Source organism: Aquabacterium sp. (assembly GCF_044226965.1).
In the GTDB taxonomy this organism is placed as follows: domain Bacteria; phylum Pseudomonadota; class Gammaproteobacteria; order Burkholderiales; family Burkholderiaceae_C; genus Pseudaquabacterium.
The window spans coordinates 66,889-87,369 of sequence record NZ_JBGAGA010000012.1 but is presented as its reverse complement, the minus strand read 5'-3'; the positions used below and the strand labels follow the sequence as shown (position 1 = coordinate 87,369).

The 20,481-nt window shown below is 71.3% G+C and carries 17 protein-coding genes; 8 read left to right on the top strand and 9 right to left on the bottom strand.

Going from position 1 to position 20,481, the window contains the following annotated elements; translation table 11 throughout:
• Nucleotides 1–15 precede the first annotated feature (15 nt).
• Both ACILR4_RS07900 and ACILR4_RS07895 read left to right on the top strand, forming a co-directional pair.
• Nucleotides 16–987: a LysR substrate-binding domain-containing protein gene (locus ACILR4_RS07900; RefSeq protein ID WP_395700297.1), complete on the top strand. Its 972-nt coding sequence runs from the start codon at nucleotides 16–18 to the stop codon at nucleotides 985–987.
• 17 nt (nucleotides 988–1,004) lie between these two features.
• Nucleotides 1,005–2,147 (top strand): ACT domain-containing protein, encoded by a 1,143-nt coding sequence (locus ACILR4_RS07895; protein ID WP_395700322.1) that lies wholly within the window; start codon nucleotides 1,005–1,007, stop codon nucleotides 2,145–2,147.
• A gap of 24 nt (nucleotides 2,148–2,171) precedes the next feature.
• Here the strand turns inward: ACILR4_RS07895 and ACILR4_RS07890 are convergent, their stop codons facing one another.
• Genes ACILR4_RS07890 through ACILR4_RS07875 form a run of 4 tightly spaced genes read right to left on the bottom strand, consistent with a single transcriptional unit; the run spans nucleotide 2,172 to nucleotide 6,642 of the window.
• Nucleotides 2,172–3,488 carry an ABC transporter permease gene (locus ACILR4_RS07890; RefSeq protein ID WP_395700296.1) on the bottom strand — a complete coding sequence of 439 codons (1,317 nt, stop codon included), beginning with the start codon at nucleotides 3,486–3,488 and terminating at the stop codon, nucleotides 2,172–2,174.
• 13 nt (nucleotides 3,489–3,501) lie between these two features.
• Entirely contained in the window at nucleotides 3,502–4,668 is a 1,167-nt protein-coding gene (locus tag ACILR4_RS07885; RefSeq protein WP_395700295.1) for an ABC transporter permease, read from the bottom strand.
• A gap of 18 nt (nucleotides 4,669–4,686) precedes the next feature.
• On the bottom strand, nucleotides 4,687–5,376 hold the full coding sequence (locus ACILR4_RS07880) for an ABC transporter ATP-binding protein (RefSeq protein WP_395700294.1): 690 nt from the start codon (nucleotides 5,374–5,376) through the stop codon (nucleotides 4,687–4,689).
• A 27-nt stretch (nucleotides 5,377–5,403) separates the two neighbouring features.
• The gene (locus ACILR4_RS07875) at nucleotides 5,404–6,642 is read right to left on the bottom strand and encodes an efflux RND transporter periplasmic adaptor subunit (protein ID WP_395700293.1); all 1,239 of its coding nucleotides are present in this window, start codon (nucleotides 6,640–6,642) and stop codon (nucleotides 5,404–5,406) included.
• A 190-nt stretch (nucleotides 6,643–6,832) separates the two neighbouring features.
• On the opposite strand from ACILR4_RS07875, the gene ACILR4_RS07870 reads away from it, so the two are divergent.
• Entirely contained in the window at nucleotides 6,833–7,417 is a 585-nt protein-coding gene (locus ACILR4_RS07870) for a LysE family translocator (protein ID WP_395700292.1), read from the top strand.
• On the opposite strand, the gene ACILR4_RS07865 is transcribed toward ACILR4_RS07870, so the two are convergent.
• Complete coding sequence (locus ACILR4_RS07865) at nucleotides 7,403–8,374, bottom strand: LysR family transcriptional regulator (RefSeq protein WP_395700291.1); 972 nt, start codon at nucleotides 8,372–8,374, stop codon at nucleotides 7,403–7,405. The genes ACILR4_RS07870 and ACILR4_RS07865 overlap by 15 nt on opposite strands.
• 72 nt (nucleotides 8,375–8,446) lie before the next feature.
• On the opposite strand from ACILR4_RS07865, the gene ACILR4_RS07860 reads away from it, so the two are divergent.
• Complete coding sequence (locus ACILR4_RS07860; RefSeq protein ID WP_395700290.1) at nucleotides 8,447–10,423, top strand: alkyl/aryl-sulfatase; 1,977 nt, start codon at nucleotides 8,447–8,449, stop codon at nucleotides 10,421–10,423.
• A gap of 6 nt (nucleotides 10,424–10,429) precedes the next feature.
• On the opposite strand, the gene ACILR4_RS07855 is transcribed toward ACILR4_RS07860, so the two are convergent.
• Entirely contained in the window at nucleotides 10,430–12,076 is a 1,647-nt protein-coding gene (locus tag ACILR4_RS07855; RefSeq protein ID WP_395700289.1) for a hypothetical protein, read from the bottom strand.
• Between the two features lie 230 nt (nucleotides 12,077–12,306).
• Between ACILR4_RS07855 and ACILR4_RS07850 the strand changes: the two genes are divergently transcribed.
• Entirely contained in the window at nucleotides 12,307–13,911 is a 1,605-nt protein-coding gene (locus ACILR4_RS07850; RefSeq protein WP_395700288.1) for an MFS transporter, read from the top strand.
• A gap of 12 nt (nucleotides 13,912–13,923) precedes the next feature.
• Here the strand turns inward: ACILR4_RS07850 and ACILR4_RS07845 are convergent, their stop codons facing one another.
• On the bottom strand, nucleotides 13,924–15,534 hold the full coding sequence (locus ACILR4_RS07845) for a tryptophan halogenase family protein (protein ID WP_395700287.1): 1,611 nt from the start codon (nucleotides 15,532–15,534) through the stop codon (nucleotides 13,924–13,926).
• Between the two features lie 137 nt (nucleotides 15,535–15,671).
• Here ACILR4_RS07845 and ACILR4_RS07840 point away from each other — a divergent pair, with 137 nt between their 5' ends.
• Together ACILR4_RS07840 and ACILR4_RS07835 are read left to right on the top strand one after the other, a co-directional pair.
• A complete protein-coding gene (locus ACILR4_RS07840; protein ID WP_395700286.1) occupies nucleotides 15,672–16,622 on the top strand; it encodes an AraC family transcriptional regulator N-terminal domain-containing protein in 951 nt (316 codons plus the stop codon).
• A gap of 49 nt (nucleotides 16,623–16,671) precedes the next feature.
• Entirely contained in the window at nucleotides 16,672–17,664 is a 993-nt protein-coding gene (locus tag ACILR4_RS07835) for an aldo/keto reductase (protein ID WP_395700321.1), read from the top strand.
• A 37-nt stretch (nucleotides 17,665–17,701) separates the two neighbouring features.
• On the opposite strand, the gene ACILR4_RS07830 is transcribed toward ACILR4_RS07835, so the two are convergent.
• Both ACILR4_RS07830 and ACILR4_RS07825 read right to left on the bottom strand, forming a co-directional pair.
• Nucleotides 17,702–18,271: a hypothetical protein gene (locus ACILR4_RS07830; protein WP_395700285.1), complete on the bottom strand. Its 570-nt coding sequence runs from the start codon at nucleotides 18,269–18,271 to the stop codon at nucleotides 17,702–17,704.
• 151 nt (nucleotides 18,272–18,422) lie between these two features.
• On the bottom strand, nucleotides 18,423–18,836 hold the full coding sequence (locus tag ACILR4_RS07825; protein WP_395700284.1) for a VOC family protein: 414 nt from the start codon (nucleotides 18,834–18,836) through the stop codon (nucleotides 18,423–18,425).
• A 216-nt stretch (nucleotides 18,837–19,052) separates the two neighbouring features.
• Here ACILR4_RS07825 and ACILR4_RS07820 point away from each other — a divergent pair, with 216 nt between their 5' ends.
• On the top strand, nucleotides 19,053–20,477 hold the full coding sequence (locus tag ACILR4_RS07820) for a hypothetical protein (RefSeq protein ID WP_395700283.1): 1,425 nt from the start codon (nucleotides 19,053–19,055) through the stop codon (nucleotides 20,475–20,477).
• Nucleotides 20,478–20,481 lie beyond the last annotated feature (4 nt).

Here is a 20,481-nt window from a genome sequence, read left to right as displayed (position 1 = left end):
CCAGGAGGGCATGTCATGGCGCGCAAGATCCCGTCGCTGCAGGGCCTGTCATGCTTCGAGGCCGCGGCGCGGCACGAAAGCTACACCCGCGCCGCGGCCGAGCTGGCGTTGACGCAGGGCGCGGTGTCGCGCCAGATCGCGGCGCTCGAGGCCTTCCTCGGCATCGCGCTGTTCCGCCGCACCCGGCACGGCGTGGCGCTGACACCCGCCGGCGCCGCCTATGCGCGCCAGGTGGCCAGCCGCCTCGAGGGCCTGGAGCGCGACACGCTCGATGCGATGGCGCTGCCGAACTCCGGCGGCGCGATCCACCTGGCCGCGGTGCCGACCTTCGCCACGCGCTGGCTGCTGCCGCGCCTGCCCGCGCTGGCCGCGTCGCACCCGGACATCACGCTGCACGTGGACACGCAGACCCGGCCCTTCATGTTCGCGCAGACCGAGCACGACGCGGCGCTGTACGCCGGCACGCCGCAGCAGGTGGCGCACTGGGCCGGCACGCGCGCGCTGCTGCTGATGACCGAGGAAGTGGTGCCGGTGGCCAGCCCCGCGCTGCTGGCCGCGCGCAAGCGCTGGACCCCGCGCGACCTGGCCGCGCTGCCGCTGCTGCAGCAGAGCACCCGGCCGGAGGCCTGGCGCCAGTGGTTCGAGGCCATGGGCGTGGCCGCGCCACGTGCGCTGCAGGGCCCGCGCTACGAGCTGTTCTCGATGCTGGCGGTGGCGGCCTCGCACGGCATCGGCGTGGCGCTGGTGCCACGCATGCTGGTGCAGGCCGAGCTGGCGCGCGGCGAACTGCGCGTCGCCTGCGACAAGCCGCTGCGCGGCCAGCGCGGCTACTACCTCGTCACGCCCGAGGTCGAGCACGAGCGACCCGTGCTCGGCCTGTTCCGCCAGTGGCTGCTGGCCCAGGCCCAGGCCGATGCCGCCGCCATGCCGCGCCGCGGCGCGGCGCACGAGTCTGCTATGGTCCCTGCCGCTGGAGGTGCAAGCTGATCATGAAGTGCGCGTTGGTGGGATCCCGTTATTTCGGTGCCGCGGTGCTGGAGGCCTTGCGCCAGGAGCCGGGCGTCGAGTTCACGAGCATCGTGGCGCCGGCCGCGGATGACCGGCTGGCCGTGGCCGGCCGCGCCGCCGGCCTGCCCGTGCATGTGCTGCAGAACCCGAAGGTCGTGCCCGGCGAGGCCATTGCCGAGGGCACCGACCTGATCCTGGCCGCGCACACCCATGCGCGCGTCAGCGACGCGGCGCTGGCCCGCGCGCGCCTGGGCGGCGTGGGCTACCACCCCTCGCTGCTGCCGCGGCACCGCGGCATCGCGGCGGTCGAGTGGACCATCCTGTCGGGCGACCCGATCGCCGGCGGCTCGGTCTACCACCTGGCCGACGGCTGGGACGCCGGCGACATCGCCGCGCAGGACTGGTGCTTCGTGCTGAAGGGCGAAGGCGCGCGCGAGCTGTGGGAACGCGCGCTGGCGCCGATGGGCTTCGAGTTGCTGACCCGCGTGGTGCGCCATGCGCGCGACCACGGCGAGCTGCCGCGCAAGACGCAGGACCCGCGTTTCGCGACCAAGGCGCCGATGATCCGCCGCGCCGTGGTGCTGACCGAGGACCAGCCCAGCAGCACCACCTCGGTGGTGGCCACCGTGATGGGCCCGGACCGCCCCGGCATCGTCAGCCTGCTGTCCGACCGTGCGCAGCGCCATGGCGCCAACTGGACGGCCAGCCGCATGGAACGCCTGGCCGGCCAGTTCGCCGGCATGGTGCACTTCGAGGTCCCGCGCGACAAGGCCGAAAGCCTGGCGCAGGCGCTGCGCGAGCTCGAAGCCCACGACCTGCGCGTGATGGTGGCCAGCAGCGAAGGCGGCAGCCCCGCCGCCGGCCTGCGCGGCCTGGAGCTCGAACTGGTGGGCGATGACCAGGTCGGCATCATCAGCAAGCTCACCCGCATCCTGGCCGAACGCGGTGTCAGCATCGAGCACATCCACACCGAGCTGGCCAGCCGCGAAGGGGCCGCCAGGCCGATCTTCAAGGTGCGGGCGCACCTGCTGGCGCCGGCGGCCGTCACCGCCGACGCGCTGAAGCAGGAACTCGCCACGCTGGCCAACGCGATGATGCTGGACCTGGCCTTGGGCGATCGCCCGGCCCAGGGCAGCTGAGCCGGGCGCCGGATCCGCGCGCGCTCAAAGCTCCCGCAGGGCCGTCGTCACCGGCAGCCGCGCGGCGCGCATCGCCGGGAAGAGCCCGCCGATGAAGCCGATGGCCAGCGCCCATTTCAGGCCCGTCCACAGCAGTTCGGGCGTGACGCGCAGCTGGAAGCTCAGCTGGCCGACGCTGCCCGCGGTCATGGTCGAGGCGTTGTAGCCGTTGAACAGGGCCCAGGCGATCAGCCCGCCGGCCAGGCCGCCGACGAGTGCCAGCAGCATGGTCTCCAGCATCACCGCCACGACCACCGGCACGCCGGTGAAGCCAATGGCGCGCAAGGTGGCAATCTCGCGCGCCCGCGCGGCGACCGCGGCGAACATCGTGTTCAGCGCGCCGAACATGGCGCCAATGCCCATGATGCTGCCCACCGTGATGCCGATGATGCGCAGCACCTGGGTGACGCGTTCGGACTGCTTCGTGAAGTAGTCCAGCGTGGTGCTCACGTCCACCTTCAGCTGAGGGTTCGCTTCGAGCGCGGCCTTGAACTCGTTGAAGGCCTTGGCTTCGCCGAGCTTGACGATCACCGAGTTGCGGCCACTGCCGCGGCGGTAGGCATCGGCCACCACGCTGGCATCGGCCCAGATCTCGGACTCCATCGCGTCGCCCGAGGCGAACACGCCGGCCACGGTCCATTGCTGCGAGCCCAGTCGCACCGTGTTGCCCGGCACCATGCCGGCGAACTGCCGCGCCGCTCCGCGGCCGACGATCAGCTCGCGCAGTCCCGGCGCAAACGATCGGCCCTCGACGATCTTCAGCTGCGGCCGCACCGCGAAGGCCTGTTCGCCGACACCGCGCAGCTGCACGCTGCCTTCCTCGCCCGGCTCGCCCTTGCGCAGGGGCAGGTTGGCGGCCACCACGATCTCGGGCGAGGCCAGCGGTTCGCCCTTGTCGTTGCGCGCGATGCCCGGCCCCTGCGCGACGAGCGTGGCGCTGTCGCGGTCGAGCACCGAAGCCACTTCCGAGGCCGAGCCGCCGCGCATCACGATCGCCACGTCCTCGCTGCCGGTACCGCGCAGCGTCTGGCTGTAGCCCTCGGCCATCGCCAGCAGCGCCACCAGCACGCCCACCACGCCGGCAATGCCGACGACGATCACCGCCGAGGGGCCGAGCCGCTGCGTCAGCGTGCTGATGCCCACCGCGGCCACCGAGCGCGTCTGCCCGCCGCGGCGGCTGAAGGCCAGCCACAGTGCCAGCAGCAGGGCCAGCGCCAGCGCGCCGGGCCAGGGCAGCATCACCCACACGGCCATCGCCGCCACCAGGCCCAGCAGCAGCAACAGGTTGATCAATGCGTTCACCTGGCGCCTCCGTTCAGCGGCCAGCCAGGGCGTCGACGATGTTCAGCCGCATCGCGCTCCAGGCCGGCACCGCGCCCACCGCGATGCCGATGGCCAGCATCAGCCCCAGCCCGAGTACCCAGCTGCTCGCGCCGATGGTCGGCAGGTTCAGCATGCCGCCGCTGCCGGCGCTCACCATCGGGATGATCAGCGTGGCCAGCGCCATGCCGACCAGGCCGCCCAGCAGCAGCAGCAGCATCGATTCGGCCAGCACCATCAGCAGCACGCTGCGCGCGGAGAAGCCGATGGTCTTCAGCACCGCGAGCTCGCTGGTGCGCTCGCGCACCGCCTGCATCATCGTGTTGCCCGACAGGAGCAGCAGCGTGAAGAACACCGCGCCCATGATCGAGCCGACGATCAGCCCGATGTCGGCCAGCTGCTTGAACCACGAGGCGGTGGCGGCCTGCTCGGTCTGCGTGCGGGTCTCGTGGTCGGAGTTGGCCGACAGCGCATCGATCGCCCTGGCCACCCTGTCGGCCTGGTTGACGTCGGCCACCCGCGTCACGTACCAGCCCACCTGGCCCTGGTTGTACGGCGTGGTGTCGTCGAAGTATTTCCAGTTCAGCAGGAACATCTGGTCGAAGAAGCCGCCGGTCTTCTTGTCCGTCGCATGCAGGATGCCGACGATCCGGAACGACCAGTTCTTGCTGCCGCTGCGGTCCGGGAAGATCTGCGATTGCAGCGGGATCTGGTCGCCCACCTTCCACTTGTATTTCTCGGCCAGCCGTTCGCCGACCAGGGCGCCCTGGCGCGTCTCGGCAAAGGCCTTGCGCTCTGCCTCGCTGACCTGGATCTCGGGGTACACGTCCAGGTAGTTCGGGGCCACCGCGAAGCTGAACACCGCGTTGCGCGGGTCCTGGTAGGCGCCGCCGAACCAGTTGGCATAGGTCACCAGCTTCACGCCGTCCAGCTGCTGCATCCGGCCCAACAGCGAAGAGGGCAGCAACTGGATGAACGACAGCTTCGAGCCCGTCTGCAGCCGCGCGGCGCCATTGGCGCTCTGGCCGGCCTGGCTGAACGAGGTACGCACCGCGTCGAGCAGGCCGAACAGCAGGAAGGCCGCGATGATGGACACCAGCGTCAGCATCGTGCGAGTCTTGCGCCGGAACAGCGCGGCCCAGACCAGGTGCAGGTACTTCATGGCCGGCTCCTTCTGGCGTTAGGCCGTCGTGGCCTGCTCGACCAGGCTGCCCTTGTCCAGGTGCAGCGTGTGCTTGGCGTAGTCGGCGGCCTTGGGGTCGTGCGTCACCATCACGATGGTCTTGCCATGGTCGCGGTTCAGTGCGCGCAGCAGCTGCAGCACGTCTTCGGCCGACTGGCGGTCGAGGTCGCCGGTGGGCTCGTCGCACACCAGCAGGGCGGGGTCGGAGACGATCGCGCGGGCGATCGACACCCGCTGCTGCTGGCCGCCCGACAGCTCGGTGGGCTTGTGCGCGGCACGGTCGGCCAGGCCCACGAGTTCCAGCGCGATGGCCGCGCGCTTGCGCCGCTCGCTGCCCGAGAGCTTGGTCAGCAGCAGCGGCAGTTCGACGTTGCGCTGGGCCGAGAGCATCGGCATCAGGTTGTAGAACTGGAACACGAAGCCCACCGTCGACGCGCGCCACTTGGCCAGTGCCGAGGCACCGAGCTGGTCGATGCGCTGGCCGCCGACCGTGATGCTGCCGCCGGTGGGCGCATCCAGCCCGCCGATCAGGTTCAGCAAGGTGGTCTTGCCCGAGCCCGAGGGGCCCATCAGCGCGACGAAGTCCCCCTGCTCGACGTCGAGCTCGATGTGGTGCAGCACCTCCACCTTCTGCCGGCCGCGCGCGTAGACCTTGGAGAGGTCGCGGATCTCGATCAACTTCGTCATCTCGCTGGACTCCTGCTTCGGAGGGGATCAGGACTTGCCGCCGTCGGTGCTGACGGCCATGCCGTCGCGCAGTTGGGCCGGTGGCGACAGCACCACCACCTCGCCGGCCTTCAGGCCTTCGGGCAGCAGCTTCATCGTGCCGACGGCCTGCGCAGCGGCCTTCACCGCACGCTGCTGCACATGGCCTTCGCTGACGACGAAGACGACGCTGCGGCCCTCGCGCTCGGCCAGCGCCTGCGGCGGCACCAGCACGCCCTTCATGGCTGGCGCGTCCTTCGGCGCGGCCGCCGGCTTCTCGCCGAGGAAGGACACACGCACGCCCATGTCGGGCACCAGCCGCCCGTCCTTCTGCTCGAGCGCGACCCGCACCTTGACGGTGGCCTTGCCGCGGTCGGCGGCGGGCACGATGGCGATCACATGCGCCGGCACCTTCCAGTCCGGGTAGGCATCGAGCACGGCCTCGGCCGGCATGTCGGGCTTGACCTGGCCGATGTAGGCCTCGTTGACATCGACGTCGACCTCGAGCGAGTCCATGTCGACGATGGTGCCGACGCCGGTGCGCGTGAAGCCGCCGCCGGCCGACAGCGGCGAGACGATCTCGCCGACCTGCGCGGCCTTGTTGGTGACCACGCCGGCGAAGGGCGCGCGCACCACCGTGTAGTCGAAGTTGACCTGCGCCTGCGCCAGTTGCGCACGCGAGGCATCGACCTCGCGGCGGCGCGCCTCGAGCACCGCGGCCGCGGTGTGCACCGCGGTGCGCGATTGCTCGGCCAGTTGCTTCGTCGTCATGCCGCTGGCGGCCAGTTCGTTCTGGCGCTTCAGGTCGGACTCGGCCTGCGCCAGCTGGGCCTGTGCCTGCGCCACCTGGGCCTGCACCGCGGCCAGGTTGGCCTGCGCGGCATTCAGCGCCGCGCGCAGCGCGCTGTCTTCCAGGCGCGCCAGCACCTGGCCCTTCTGCACCCGGTCGCCTTCCTCGATCAGCACCTGGGTCAAGGTGCCGGTGATCTGCGTGGACACCGTGGCCTGGCGCCGCGCGGTGACGTAGCCGGTGGCCTGCAGCAGCGCGCCCGCCACGGCCCCGCTGCCGACACTGCCGGGGGCGATGGCGGTGGCGGTCTGCACCGGCAGCGGCCGTGTTGTCATCCACCACCAACCGGCGCCACCACCGGCCAGCAGCAGCAGCAGTCCCAGCAGGGGCCACAACCAGGGGCGCGACGAGCGATCGGGTACGTCGCGATCGTCGGCGTCGATGCGCAACTTCTTCAACAGGTCGGCGTCGATCGCCTTCTCCTCTCGCGCCGCCTTGTGGGTAGCGCTGCAGTGCTTGCGGGGCGGGCCATCATACAAAAGCAGCGGACCGCAACAGATGACGCGCGAATGCGTCGGCGCTGTGCCTAGGCGTGCGGTGTGGGTCTGCCTACGCTGCAGACCTTGCCTTCAACACCCCGCCGATGCCGTGACCGAACTGCTGCCGCTGATGACCTACTGCTTCGTGATGTCCAGCACCCCGGGGCCGAACAACGTGATGCTCACCGCCTCGGGCGCGAACTTCGGCTACCGCGGCGCGCTGCCGCAGATCGTCGGCATCAACCTCGGTGGCTTCGTGCAGACCTTCGTCACCTGCCTCGGCCTGGGCGTGCTGGTCGCCGGTCACCCGACGGCGCAGTGGCTGCTGCGCGTGGGTGGCGCGCTGTACCTGGTCTACCTGGCCACGCGGCTGGCCGGCACCACGGTGGGCGAGGGGCGGGCGCCGCGGCCGCTCACCCTGTGGCAGGGCGCGCTGTTCCAGGCCATCAACCCAAAGAGCTGGGTCAAGGCCATCACCGTGGCCTCGGTGTTCATGCCGCCCGGGCTGGACGTGGTGAGCGGTGCCTTGCTGGTGTCGACCATCGGCTGGGCCATCGGCTTTCCGTGCATCTCGATGTGGGCGCTGTTCGGCGTGGCCATCCGCGGCCTGCTGAAGGACCCGCGGCGGCAGCGCGCCTTCAACCTGCTGATGGCCGGCACGCTGGTGGTGCTGGCCGCGTCATTCCTGCGCTGAACGCGCGCGCCGCCGCGCGGCGGCCGGCCGGGCCAGCGCCGCGTCGTGCTCGCGCAGCAGCGCGATGAAGCGCGCCGCGGCGCCGGACAGCGAGCGGTGCTTCAGCCAGGCCGCGCCGAAGCGCGCCTGCACGTCGAGCCGGATGCCGGCAATCATCGCCAGCTGGCCGGCCCGCACATCGGCCTCGACCATGAAGCGCGGCATCATGGAGACCGCGTCCGATTCCTTCAGGATGCTCTTCAGGATGGTCGAGCTGTCGCACTCGATGGCCTGCAGCGCCGCCGGGTCCGATTGGTGCAGGCGCGCGCGCACGCCGGCCGGCGCCATCGCGGCCAGGGCCCGCAGCGCGCGGGCCGGCATGCGCGGCCCGGCCAGCGGGTAGTCGAACAGCTGCTGCGGCCGCGGCCGCGTCGCCTGCGTCAGCGGATGGCCGGGCCGGCAGACCACGCAGGCGGTGTGTGCGGCGAGCGCCCGCGTCTCGAAGTCGTCCAGCGCGTCGATCTCGCTCAGCTCGGCCACCACAAGGTCCACCTCGCGCGTGCGGGCGCGCTCGGGCAGTTCCTGCCACGGCGCCACCACCAGGCCGATGCGCAGCCCCGGATGCAGCCGGTTCAGCCGGCCGACCACCGGCCCCACCAGCGCCGAGCCGCCGAAGGGCCCGACGCCGATGCGCAGCTCACCCAGCTCCAGGCCCTTGGTGAGCCGGATCTCGCGCTCGAGGTCGCGCGACGAGGCATCGAGCGCCTGCGCATGGCGCAGCAGCAGGCGGCCGATCTCGGTAGGCTCGATCGCGCCGCGGCGGCGTTCGAACAGCGCGGCACCGACGCTGGCCTCGATGGCCTGCAGGCTGCGCGACAGCGCCGGCTGGGTCAGGTGCACCGCCTCGGCCGCACGGCCGAAGTGGCCATGCTCGGCCAGGGCCAGCAGGTGTCGCAGGTGGCGCAGTTCCAGCAGCATGAGTTCAGCGCATCGTCAGGATGTTTCGAATGCATTGGACACAAGTTCGGCGATTGTGAATGATCGCCGGCCATGCGCCTGCCTGCCTCACCCTTCCTCGCGCCGGCCCTGCTGCTGGCCCTTGCCCTGGCCGCCTGCTCGAAGTCGGCCGCGCCGCCTGTGGCCGCCGGCGACGCCGCGGCCGCCGTGCAGCAGGCCCAGGCGGCGGTGGCCAAGGCCCTCGAGCAGGCCGACCCGTCCGCGCTGGCCGATGCGAAGCGCGGCTTCGTCGCCGCGCCCACAGGCCAGGTGAAGGACGCGCAGGGCAACCTGGTGTGGGACTACGACAGCTTCGCCTTCCTGCAGGGCGCCGCGCCGGCCACGGTCAACCCCAGCCTGTGGCGGCAGGCCGTGCTGAACAACCAGGTGGGCCTGTTCAAGGTGACCGAGGGCATCTGGCAGCTGCGCGGCTTCGACCTCGCCAACATCAGCCTGATCGAGGGCAAGACCGGCTGGATCGTCGTGGACACGCTCACTTCGCGTGAAACGGCGGCCGCCGCGATGGCCTTCGCGCGCCAGCACCTGGGCAACAAGCCGGTGTCGGCGGTGATCTTCACGCACAGCCACGTCGACCACTTCGGCGGTGCGCTGGGCGTGCTGTCGGCCGAGGAGGCCAAGGCACGCCAGGTGCCGGTGATCGCGCCCGGCGGATTCATCGAGGAAGCCACCAGCGAGAACGTGCTGATGGGCACCGCGATGGGCCGGCGCGCCGCCTACATGTACGGCAACCTGCTGCCGCGCAATGCCCGGGGACTGGTGGACACCGGCCTGGGCAAGGCAGTGGCCTTCGGCAGCATCGGCATCCTGCCGCCCACCGTGGTGGTGGACCAGCCGCGCCAGGAGCTCACGGTCGACGGCCTGCGCTTCGTGTTCCACAACGTGCCGGGCAGCGAGGCGCCGTCGGAGTTCGTGTTCGAGATCCCGGAGCGCAAGGCCTTCTGCGGCGCCGAGACCATGAGCCACACGCTGCACAACCTGTACACGCTGCGCGGCGCCAAGGTGCGCGACACGCTGAAGTGGGCCGGCTACCTCGACGACGCGCTGGCCTACACCGCCGGCGCCGAGGTGGTGTTCAACCAGCACCACTGGCCGGTGTGGGGCGCCGAGCGCATCCGCGACTTCATCGTCAAGCAGCGCGACACCTACCGCTACCTCCACGACCAGACCGTGCGGCTGATGAACGCCGGCCTCACCGCGCCCGAGATCGCCGAGCAGATCCAGTTGCCCAAGACGCTGCAGGACGAGCTGAACGTGCACGGCTACTACGGCACCGTGCGGCACAACGTGAAGGCGATCTACCAGTTCTACCTGGGCTGGTTCGACGCCCACCCGGCCAACCTGGACCCGCTGCCGCCGGTGCCCACCGCGCAGCGCTACGTGGCGCTGATGGGCGGGTCCGAGAAAGTGCGCGCGGCCGCGCAGCAGGCCTTCGATGCCGGCGACTACCGCTGGGCCGCCGAGCTGCTGAAGCACGCGGTGTATGCCGACGGCAAGGACCAGGCCGCGCGCGAGCTGCTGGCGCGCAGCTTCGAGCAACTGGGCTACCTGGCCGAGGCCGCGCCCTGGCGCAACTTCTACCTCACCGGCGCGCTGGAACTGCGCCAGGGCCCGCCGACGCAGGGCCTGAAGCGCGAGGCGCTGCTGGAGATGCTGCAGTACACGCCGATCGAACGCTTCCTCGAAGCGATGGCCGGTGCGCTGAACGGGCCGAAGGCCGAGGGCGTGAACCTGAAGATCAACCTGGTGTTCTCCGATTCGGGCGACCGCTTCGTGCTGTGGACCGAGAACGCGGTGCTGCACTTCCGGCGCGCCGACGCGGCGGCGGCCGACGCCAACGCGACACTGACGCTGACCAAGGCGTTCTTCCTGCGCATGATGACCGGCGGCGCCGGGGCCAAGGACCTGCTGCTGTCCGACGAGACCAAGATCGACGGCAGCAGGATCGACCTGGGCCGCTTCTTCGCGCTGCTGGACAAGGCCCCGGGCACCTTCCCGATCGTGACGCGTTGAGCTGCCTCAGGCAGCGTTGAACAGGGCCTGCACCACCTGCGCATTCGTCTGCCCGCCGGGATTGCCCAGGGTCGACGACGAGGCCAGGTTCCAGCAGCTCAGGTGCGCCAGCGCATTCACCAGCGTGGCCGACAGTTCCAGCTGCGTGAAGGTGTTGTAGCGCGGGAACTGGCCCAGCCCCTCGGCATCGATGGCCAGGCGCACGTCTTCGTGCAACTCGTTCCACCAGCTCTGCACGAAGTCGTTGTAGACCCACAGCACCGTCACGCTGCCCTGCGCCGGCACGTTGAACCAGCTGTTGGCCAGCACCTGCAGCTGCTGCGTCACCAGCATCGCACCGCCGGCCTGGCGCGCCGCGTACAGCGCGTTCAGCAAGGGTTGGAACTGGCTGCTCGGGAACACCTGGTTGTGGCGGTACAGCCGCGTGGCGCCGCTGCCCGGGTCCTGCGCATAGGGTACGTAGCCCTTGCCGGCGACCCAGGGCTGGAAGCCGAACAGCGGCGGGATGTCGCTGCTGACGACGATGTCGCGGCTGGCATCGTCGCGGTAGATCGCCTCATCGGTGTTGACGAAGGCCATGATGCGCGGCACGCCGCGCGCCAGCAGCGCGTTGAGGCCCATGTTCTCCAGGCTGCCGCCGTCGGCGAAGCGGTAGCTCAGCGCCGGCTGCGTGCCGCGCGCCTGCACCGGCCAGTAGCCGTAGCGCGGCACGATGCCCTTCAGCTCGGTGTACTTCTCCTCCAGCACCTGCGCGAAGGCGGCGCTGCTGCAGCCGACGATGTCGTTCAGCGCGAAGGGCCGTGCCGGCACGCTGGTGCTCACGGTGCCGGAGCCGGCCGGGCCTTCGCCCTGGTACCGGCTGCCCATCGCAAAGCTGTCGAGCAGGCCGCCGCCGATGGCGCCCATCCGGCCGCTGCCGGCCGGCAGCGCATTGCGCACGCCAAGCATGAAATTGGCCTCGAAGGGCGCCAGCTCGGCATCCACGCCGTCATTGGTGAAGATCGCGGTGTTGAAGATCGGGAACGGCCGCTGCCGCTGCACCGTGCGGAACTGGCCAGCGCTGAGCTGAGGGTTGCGCGCCAGCGTGCCGTTGGGCAGGCGCAGGTAGGCATCGGTCCAGCTGAAGTAGTGGCTGTCGAAGCCCTGGGCATCCGGCTCGAACAGGCCATAGCGCGCCAGGATGCGGTCGCCGATCAGGCCCTGCCACAGGTCGGCGTTCGGGTAGCCGTACTCGAGCTTGAGCTTCAGGATCTCGTCGAGGTCGTTGAACAGGCCCAGGCCGGTGGGCACCCAGCCCAGGTTGCCGGGCGGCAGCTGGTCCAGCGCGTACGGGCCTTCGAACAGCGTGAGCAGGCTCGGGTCCAGCACCGGGATGCCCAGGAAATCGTCGTCGCTGATGCGCTCGGGCAGGAAGCTGTACAGCGCATTGGCCCAGGTACCGCCGGAGACCGACGAGATCGCGAACACGTCGTCCAGCAGGCCCAGCAGGCGCAGCCCGCGCAGCTGGCCCATCGCGCAGGTGAGGGCGCGGCTGCCGCCGCCGGAGAAGGCCAGGCCCACCGAACGCGCGCCCGGTGCCGCATCGGGCGTGAACGGGCTGATGTCCACCTGCGGCAGCGGCAGGATGCGGGCATTGAACGAAGGGGCACTCATGGTCGACCTCCCTGGTCGTGTCGTCGCGAAATCGGTGGGTTTCACCGCGCCGCCGGGCGGCAGCCGGTCGGCGGTGTGGTGGCCACTGTAGGCCGCCGCCGGCGCGCCGGGGACACGCGGTGCACTATTGCCGCGGCCGCGCGCTTCGGGTGTCAGCGGCCGGTGCGCTGCCCCGGGCAGGGGCGAGCGCCGATACTACGTGGCTGCTCCGCCAATCCCGCGTTCCGCCAATGCCCACCCCCGCCGCGCTGGCCCCCTTGCACAACCCGGTCTTCCGCGGCCTGTGGTTCGCGTGGCTGGCGGCCAACCTGACGATGTGGATGAACGACGTCGCGGCCGCCTGGCTGATGACCTCGCTCACCACCAGCCCGGTGATGGTGGCACTGATCCAGACCGCGTCGACGCTGCCGGTGTTCCTGCTCGGCATTCCCAGCGGCGCGATGTCCGACATCGTCGACCGTCGTCGCTATTTCGCCGGCACCCAGGCCTGGGTGCTGGCGGTGGCGCTGGTGCTGGCGGTGCTGTCCACGCTGGGCGAGCTGAACGCGCCGCTGCTGCTGCTGCTGACGGCGCTCAACGGCATCGGCCTGGCCACGCGCTGGCCGGTGTTTGCCGCCATCGTGCCCGAGGTGGTCTCGCGTGAGCACCTGTCGGCCGCGCTGGGGCTCAACGGCATCTCGATGAACCTGTCGCGGGTGATCGGGCCGATCGCCGCCGGTGGCCTGATCGCGCTGGTGAACCCGGCCGCGGTGTTCGTGCTGAACGCGCTGCTGGCGGCGGTGGCGATGGTGCTGATCCTGCGCTGGCGTTCGCAGCCCGAAGCCAGCCCGCTGCCGGGCGAGCGCTTCGTCGGCGCGATGCGCGCGGGCCTCGGCTTCGCGCTGCAGGCGCCCGAGCTGAAGGTGGTGCTGCTGCGCATCTTCGTGTTCTTCTTCCAGGTCTATGGCCTGGTGGCGCTGCTGCCGCTGGTGGCGCGCCGGCTGCATGGCGGCGGGCCGGCCACCTTCACGGTGATGCTGTCGTGCATTGGCGGCGGCGCCATCGTGGCGGTGCTGTATTTCCCGCGCTGGCGCGCACGTTTCGACCGCGACCAGTTCGTGCTGGTGGGCACCGTGGTGCACGCGCTGTTTGCCGTGCTGCCGGTGCTGGTGCCCGAGCTGTGGGTGGCGCTGCCGGCGATGGTGATCGTGGGCATGGCCTGGATCTCGGTGGCCAACTCGCTGACGCTGTCGGCACAGATGGCGCTGCCCGACTGGGTGCGTGCGCGCGGCATGTCGATCTACCAGACCGCGCTGATGGGCGGCTCGGCTGCCGGCGCCTTCGTGTGGGGCCAGGTGGCGGCCTTCAGCAGCGTGCGCTGGGCGGTGGTGGGCGCCTCGGTGTTCGGCCTGCTGGCGCTGGCGTTCACGCGCCACCTGCGCATCGACCAGGGCGAGGTCGCCGATTTCAGCCCGGTGCCGGCGCGCAGCCTGCCCGAGCCGGCCGTGCCCATCGCGCCGCACGAAGGGCCGGTGATGGTGATGATCGACTACCGCATCGACCCCGCGCGCGAGGCCGAATTCGTCGCGGTGATGCAGGAGACGCGGCGCGCCCGGCTGCGCCAGGGCGCACTGTCCTGGGGCCTGTTCAAGGACTCGGCCGAGCCCGGGCGCTACACCGAGTACTACGTCGACGAGAACTGGGTCGAGCACCAGCGGCGCCTGATCCGTTTCAACGCATCGGATGCCGCTTTGCGCGAGAAGCGCATGGCGTTGCACCTGGGCCCCGAGCCCCCGGCGCTGCGGCGGCTGGTGGCGCAGACGCTGGACCCGCGCGCGGTGCCGACCGCAGGCTGAGCCGCGCGTCCGTCACCAGAAATAGATCTGCAGCGCCTTGTCGGTGCGCGGCGGCGGAATGTCGGCCAGCAGCGTGTGGTGCTTCGGGAAGTTCAGCGCGCTGCGCGCGATCAGGTTGTCGATCTCTTCGAGGCTGAAGCGTGCTTCGTCGGCCGTGGGCGCGCGCAGGTCCTGCGCTTCGGGGAACAGGCCCATGCCGGCCAGGAGGCAGTACCACGAGAAGACCGGGTAGCCGCGGCCGATGGCCTGCTTGTCGATCTCCGGCGCGATCTTGCGGCCGTGCAGCCACAGCGTCAGCAGGCGCTTCAGGTCGTCGGACAGGTGCATGTTGGCGGCATTGGCGCGCCAGTACTCGGTGTCGGTGCGCGAGTTGGTCTTGTAGTGCGTGACGATGTAGTCGCGCGTGCCTTCGAAATGCCCGTTGACCTGCTGGTTGAACTCGGCGCGCGCGCTGTCGTCCATCCGCCCCTGCTCGACATAACCCACGAAGCGCTCGGCCGTGCGCTGGATGAAAAGCAGCGCGGTGGCCTCCAGCGGCTCGATGAAACCCTGCGACAGGCCCACCGCCAGGCAGTTGCGGCGCCAGTGCTCGGTGACGCGGCCGATGCGCATCTTCAGGTGCCGCGCCGGCGTCGGGTCGTCCAGCAGGCCGAGCGTCTCGCGCAACTCGCGCTCGGCTTCGTCGGGCGAGCAGAACGCGGTGCTGTAGACATAGCCGTTGCCGTAGCGGCTGGTCAGCGGAATCTGCCAGCGCCAGCCATGGCGCATCGCGTACGACACGGTCTGCGACGGAATCTCGCCGCTGATCGGCGAGGGCATCGCGATCGCCGCGTCGTTGAACAGGTTCTCGGCATAACTCACGAAAGGCGTGGCCAGCGCCTTCTGCAGCAGCAGCGACGCGAAGCCGGTGCAGTCGACGAAGAAGTCGGCCGCGATCGTCTGGCCCTCCTGCGTGCGCACCGACGCGATGTCGCCCCGTTCGTTCAGCTGCACGTCGGTGACGTGGCCCTGCAGGTGGCGCACGCCGCGCTCGACGGCCTTCTTCTGCAGGAATTGGCCCAGCAGCACCGAATCGAAGTGGTAGCCGTACCAGACGTCGAAAGGGAACTGGTAGGCCGGCTTCGGCGCCAGGCACTGCTCGGCCAGGCGCGCGGCGACGAAGAAACGGTTGGGGTGCGCCGGCACGTCGGCGCCGTTGATGCGCGCATGCACGTTGTGCACGAACTGCGTCATCGTCAGGTTGTCCAGCATCGACGCGAAGGGATGGAAGTAGCGCTCGTAGCCGGGCTTGCGGCTCCAGCCCTCGAAGGTGATGCCGCACTTGTAGGTGGCATTGCAGGGCGGCATCCATTCCGATTCGGGGATGCCCAGGCCTTCGAAGAAGCCGCGCAGCCAGGGCGTTGAGCCTTCGCCGACACCGATGATGCCGACGCTGGGCGATTCCAGCACCGTGATCTCGACGCCGCTGCCCAGCAGCGCCTGGCCGAGGATCATCGCGCTCATCCAGCCGGCGGAGCCGCCGCCGACGATCAGCACCTTCTTCAGCGACGGCGGCACGCCGGGCCTGGGCGCCAGGGGCTGGAAGCGGGTCGACTGGTTGAACAGCGTGGCGGTCTGGGCCATGGGGGTCGGGCTTGGCGGCGTCGGGGCACGATAGCACCGGGTCGCCGTTTGCAGGATCGGTGGCAATCCTTGCCTGATCCTGCAGGCCGGCGTGCTGGCGCGAGACAAGCCGGCCGGCTCTGCCTATGCTTGGCGCCATGGTGATCTCGACCTCCCCGCTGGCCCGGCGCGCCGCCGATCCGCTGCAGCTGACGGTGCTGCGCGCCGAACTGGCCGCGCTGATCGAAGGCCTGACCGGCCGCGACGGCCCGCATGCCACCGCGCTGCCGCGGCTGACGCTGACCCGCGTGTCGCACACCCAGCATCCGGTGCACACCCACTACGAGCCGGCGCTGTGCGTGCTGGCGCAGGGCTGCAAGCGGGTGCACCTGGGCGGCGAGGTGCATGTGTACGACAGCAGCCACCACCTGGTGGTGGCGCAGCACCTGCCCGTAACCGGCCAGGTGGTCGATGCCTCGCCCGAGGCACCGTACCTGGGCTTGCGCTTGCAGTTCGACGTCAACGAGATCGCCGCGCTGGCGCTCGAGCTCGATCCGGCGTTGCTGGGCGCACGGCGCGGCGCGGCCCGCGGGCTGTACACCGCGCCGGTCAACTCCGCGCTGCTGGAGCCGGTGCTGCGCCTGGTGCGCCTGCTACAGACGCCGCAGGACCTGCGCGCGCTGGCGCCGCTGGTCACGCGCGAGATCCTGTACCGACTGCTCACCGCGCCCGAAGGCTGGCGCGTGGCGCAGATGGCGCTGGCCGACAGCCACACGCAGCGCATCGGCCAGGCCATCGGCCTGCTGCGCCAGCGCTTCGCCGAGCCCTTGCGGGTCGAGGCGCTGGCCGACGCGGTGCACATGAGCGTCTCGTCGCTGCACCACCACTTCAAGGCCGCCACAGCGATGAGCCCGCTGCAGTTCCAGAAGGAGCTGCGGCTGCAGGAGGCGCGCCGCATGATGCTGGCCGAGCAGCTGGACGCGGCCACGGCCGGCCACCGCGTCGGCTACGAAAGCCAGAGCCAGTTCAACCGCGAGTACAGCCGCTTCTTCGGCGCGCCACCGGCGCGCGACATCAAGCAGCTGCGCGAGCAGCAGCTCGGGCGCTAGCCGTCGCTAGCACCGGATATCCTCGTCCAAGCCACAGGGAGTCTTCATGTTGAATCAACGCCAGCTGGGCCGCAGCGGCCTCACCGTGTCCGCGCTCGGCCTGGGCTGCATGGGCCTGAGTTCGGGCTATGCCACCGCGGTGGACACCGCCACCGGTGTCGCGCTGCTGCGCGCCGCGGTGGAACGCGGCGTCACGTTCTTCGACACCGCCGAGGTCTACGGGCCCTTCACCAACGAGCAGCTGCTCGGCGAAGCGCTGCGACCGGTGCGTGACCGGGTGGTGATCGCCACCAAATTCGGCTTCCGCATCCAGCCCGGCGGCAACAGTCTGCAGGGCGTGGACAGCCGGCCCGCGCACATCCGCGAGGTGTGCGAGGCATCGCTGCAGCGCCTGGGCATCGAGACCATCGACCTGCTGTACCAGCACCGCGTCGACCCCGCGGTGCCGATCGAGGACGTGGCCGGCACCGTGAAGGACCTGATCCGCGAAGGCAAGGTGCGCCACTTCGGCCTGAGCGAAGCCTCGGCCGCGACGATCCGCCGCGCGCATGCGGTGCAGCCGGTGACGGCGCTGCAGAGCGAGTATTCGTTGTGGACGCGCGGCCCCGAGGCGCAGATCCTGCCGACGCTGGAAGAGCTGGGCATCGGCTTCGTGCCCTTCAGCCCGCTGGGCCGCGGCTTCCTGACTGGCGCCATCGATGCCAGCGCCGGCTTCGGCGAAGGCGACATGCGCAACAAGATGCCGCGCTTCACGCCCGAGGCGCGGGCGCAGAACCAGGCCTTGATCGAGCTGCTGCGCAGCGTGGCCACGCGCCTGCAGGCCACGCCGGCGCAGGTGGCGCTGGCCTGGCTGCTGGCGCGCAAGCCCTGGATCGTGCCGATCCCCGGCACCACCAAGCTGCACCGGCTCGAAGAGAATCTCGGTGCGCTCGACCTGGTGCTGACGGCCGAGGACATCGCCGGCATCGATGCCGCGGCCGCGCGCATCGAAGTGGCGGGCGCGCGCTACACGGAAGAGATGGAGAAGATGGCGGGGCTCTGAGCCCCATCACCCGCGCCCGGCGCTCAGGCCGCAGTGCTCAGACCGCGGCGCGGCGGCTGCGCGGAGCCTTCTTCGCGGCCGCGCGGGCCGGCTTGGCGGCGGTCTTCGCGGCGCGGCGCGGCGTTGATGCACGCTTGGTGACCTTCACCGGACCTGCGGCGGCGGTCGACAGCTTGTCGGCACCGGCCAGCAGCGTGCGCGACAGGCCCAGCGCGGCGCGGGCGCCGGTCAGGCTGATGCGTGCGGCTGCCTGCAGGCCGCCGGCGAGGTAGCGGTTCTCGATGCCTTCGACGATGTCGGCGACACGGCCCAGGCCCTGGCTGATGCCATCGCCGCCCAGGTCCAGCGCGCGCTCGCTGCGGGCGCTGACGGCGTCGATGCCACGCGCGGCGGCGACGGTCACCTTGCTGCTGGTGCGGCGCAGCGCGGCGGCCAGGCGCGGCGCCACGCGTTCGGCACCGCGCTGCGTGGCGCGCTCGACATTGCGGCTCATCAGGCCCAGCAGGCGATGGCCGCTGGCGCGGTAGGCGCTGATCGTGTGCTCGGCCGCCTGGCGATAGTTGGCGACGGTTTCGAGGGTGACGGTACGCAGGGTGGTTTCGCTCATGGGGCGCTTTCGTGAAGGCAGTGGAACAGTCCGGCTGCAGTGTGGAGCCGGCTTCTAGGCAGCGAAACCCAAACCGGCCCTGTGCGCCTAGGGTGGGCAGTCCAGTCGCGGCTGGCAGGCCACGGGCGCCGTGGCCCCGCCGCGGCCTTCGTCAGGCTCCGGCGGGCGGCACCGCCGCCGGGTCCATCCAAAAGGCGCCCCACAGGTGGTCGTCGGGGTCGGCCAGGTCGCGGGCGTACATGAAGCCCAGGTCCTGCACTGGGTTCACGTCGGCCCGCCCGCCGTGGGCGGCGGCGGCGCTGTTCATCGCATCGACCGCCGCGCGGTCGTCCAGCGACAGCGAGAGCATCACCGCGCTGGTGCCGGCGGGTGGCAGCGGCCGTTCGGTGAAGCTGCGCCACTTGGCGTGCGTCAACAGCATCGCGTAGATCGCCTCGCTCCACACCATGCAGGCGGAGTTGTCGTCGCTGAACTGCGGGTTCTGGGTGAAGCCGAGGGCTTTGTAGAACGCGATCGAGGCGCGGAGGTCGGTGACCGGCAGGCTGACGAAGATCATCTTGGGCATGGCTTGCTCCAGTGGTGGGTGGGGTCCTGCCACACGACGATCGAGCCACGCCGGGATCGACAGGCGCCGCCTGTTTCATGGCAGGGCGTCGCGGCTTGATGCACAGCAAGCCGGCCACGGGCCGCGATGCCTCTAATCCCGGGCACCATGCCGACGCCAGCTGCAAACCCCCCCACGACATCCCCACCCACGACCGGCCCGGCCACCGCGGACGCCTTGCGCCGCACGGCCGCCGAGAACGCGGCCGGCTGGGCCGCGGCGATGCGCAGCGTCGCCGCCGAGCAGGCGCTGCTCGATCCGATGATCGAGGCGGAAGCCGACCACCACCGCGCCTTGGCGGCGCTGGCCGGGCGACTCGGCGCTTTGGGCGCCGAGGCCCAGGCACACGCGCTGCGCCTGGAACTGCAGCAATGGCTGGCCCAGGGCGCCGAGGGCCATGCGGCCGACGCCGCGCGGGCCAGCGCGGAGGCGGCCCGCGTCAGCCATGCCGCGGCGCTGGCGGCGGACGCCTGGATGCGTACGGTGGAGGGCGTGCGTGGCCGTGTGCAGGCCGAGGATGCCGGCTCGGCCCTGGCGCGCGAAGCGCACAACGCCGCCAGCGCCTGCCTGGACACCGCACGCGCGCTGGCCGAGCTGGATCGCAGTGCGCACGATGCCGCGGCCAGTGCGACCCAGCTGCGCGGCCATCCGGCGGCCGAGGCTGCACGCCAGGCGCAGGCCCTGGCCCGGCAGCTGGCGGACGCCATCGACACGGCGACCCGGCAGGCCACCGGCCAATGCAGCGCCAGCCAGCAGGCGCTGGGCCGACTGCAGCGCCAGCGTGCCGATCGGGTGACCGCCGGGCACCGCGCCGAGGCCGAGCAGGCTGGCTGGCAGGCCGTGTTGCGGGGCCTGCCCAGCGGGTCCTCGGCGGCCGCCGACGACGGGTTGACCGAGCTTGCGGCTGCTGCGGCGGCCGAGGCCGAGGCGCGCGCGCTGCGCGGCCACCGCCAGGAGGGCGCCGGCAGCGCGAAGGCCCGGCAAGCGGGGGCCCTGGCACTGCAGCAGGCGCTGCAGGCGCCACTGCTGGCCGCCCGGTCGCTGGCGCCGGCCTTGCAGGCCGCCCTGCAGGCCGCGGCGCAGGCCGAGCCCGCCGCCGACGCGCTGTTGCGGCACTGCGGCGCCAGCCTGGCCCTGGCCTGCCACATCGACGCGCTGCAACAGGTCTTTGGCCACGCCCTTCAGGCGCTAGGCGCGGTGCTTGCCCGAGCGCAGGCCCGCGGTTCATCACCGCGCCCGGGCCTGGATGCCGCACTGGCCCAGGCGGCGCAGCAACACCAGGCCGTGATGGCCGACCTGGCCATCGCGCTGCCCGTGCTGACGGCCGCGCAATGCAGCGCCGGCCGGGCCGCAGCGGCCGCCGCCACGCTGGTGGCCGCAGGGCAGGGCGAGGCTGGCGCCCGCCCGGTGGCCGAGGTCCAGGCCGCGCTGCAGGCTGAACTCGCCGGCCTGGCGCAGGCGCAGGACGGTGTCGTGCAGGCCTGCGCTCGTGCCTTGGAGTCGGCCGTCAGCGCCGAGGCGGAGTCCCAGGCCGCCCTGCTGCGCGCGCAAGGGCAGGTCTCCGCGGCCACTGCCGCCGACGCGGCGGCACGCCAGCCCTGAGCGG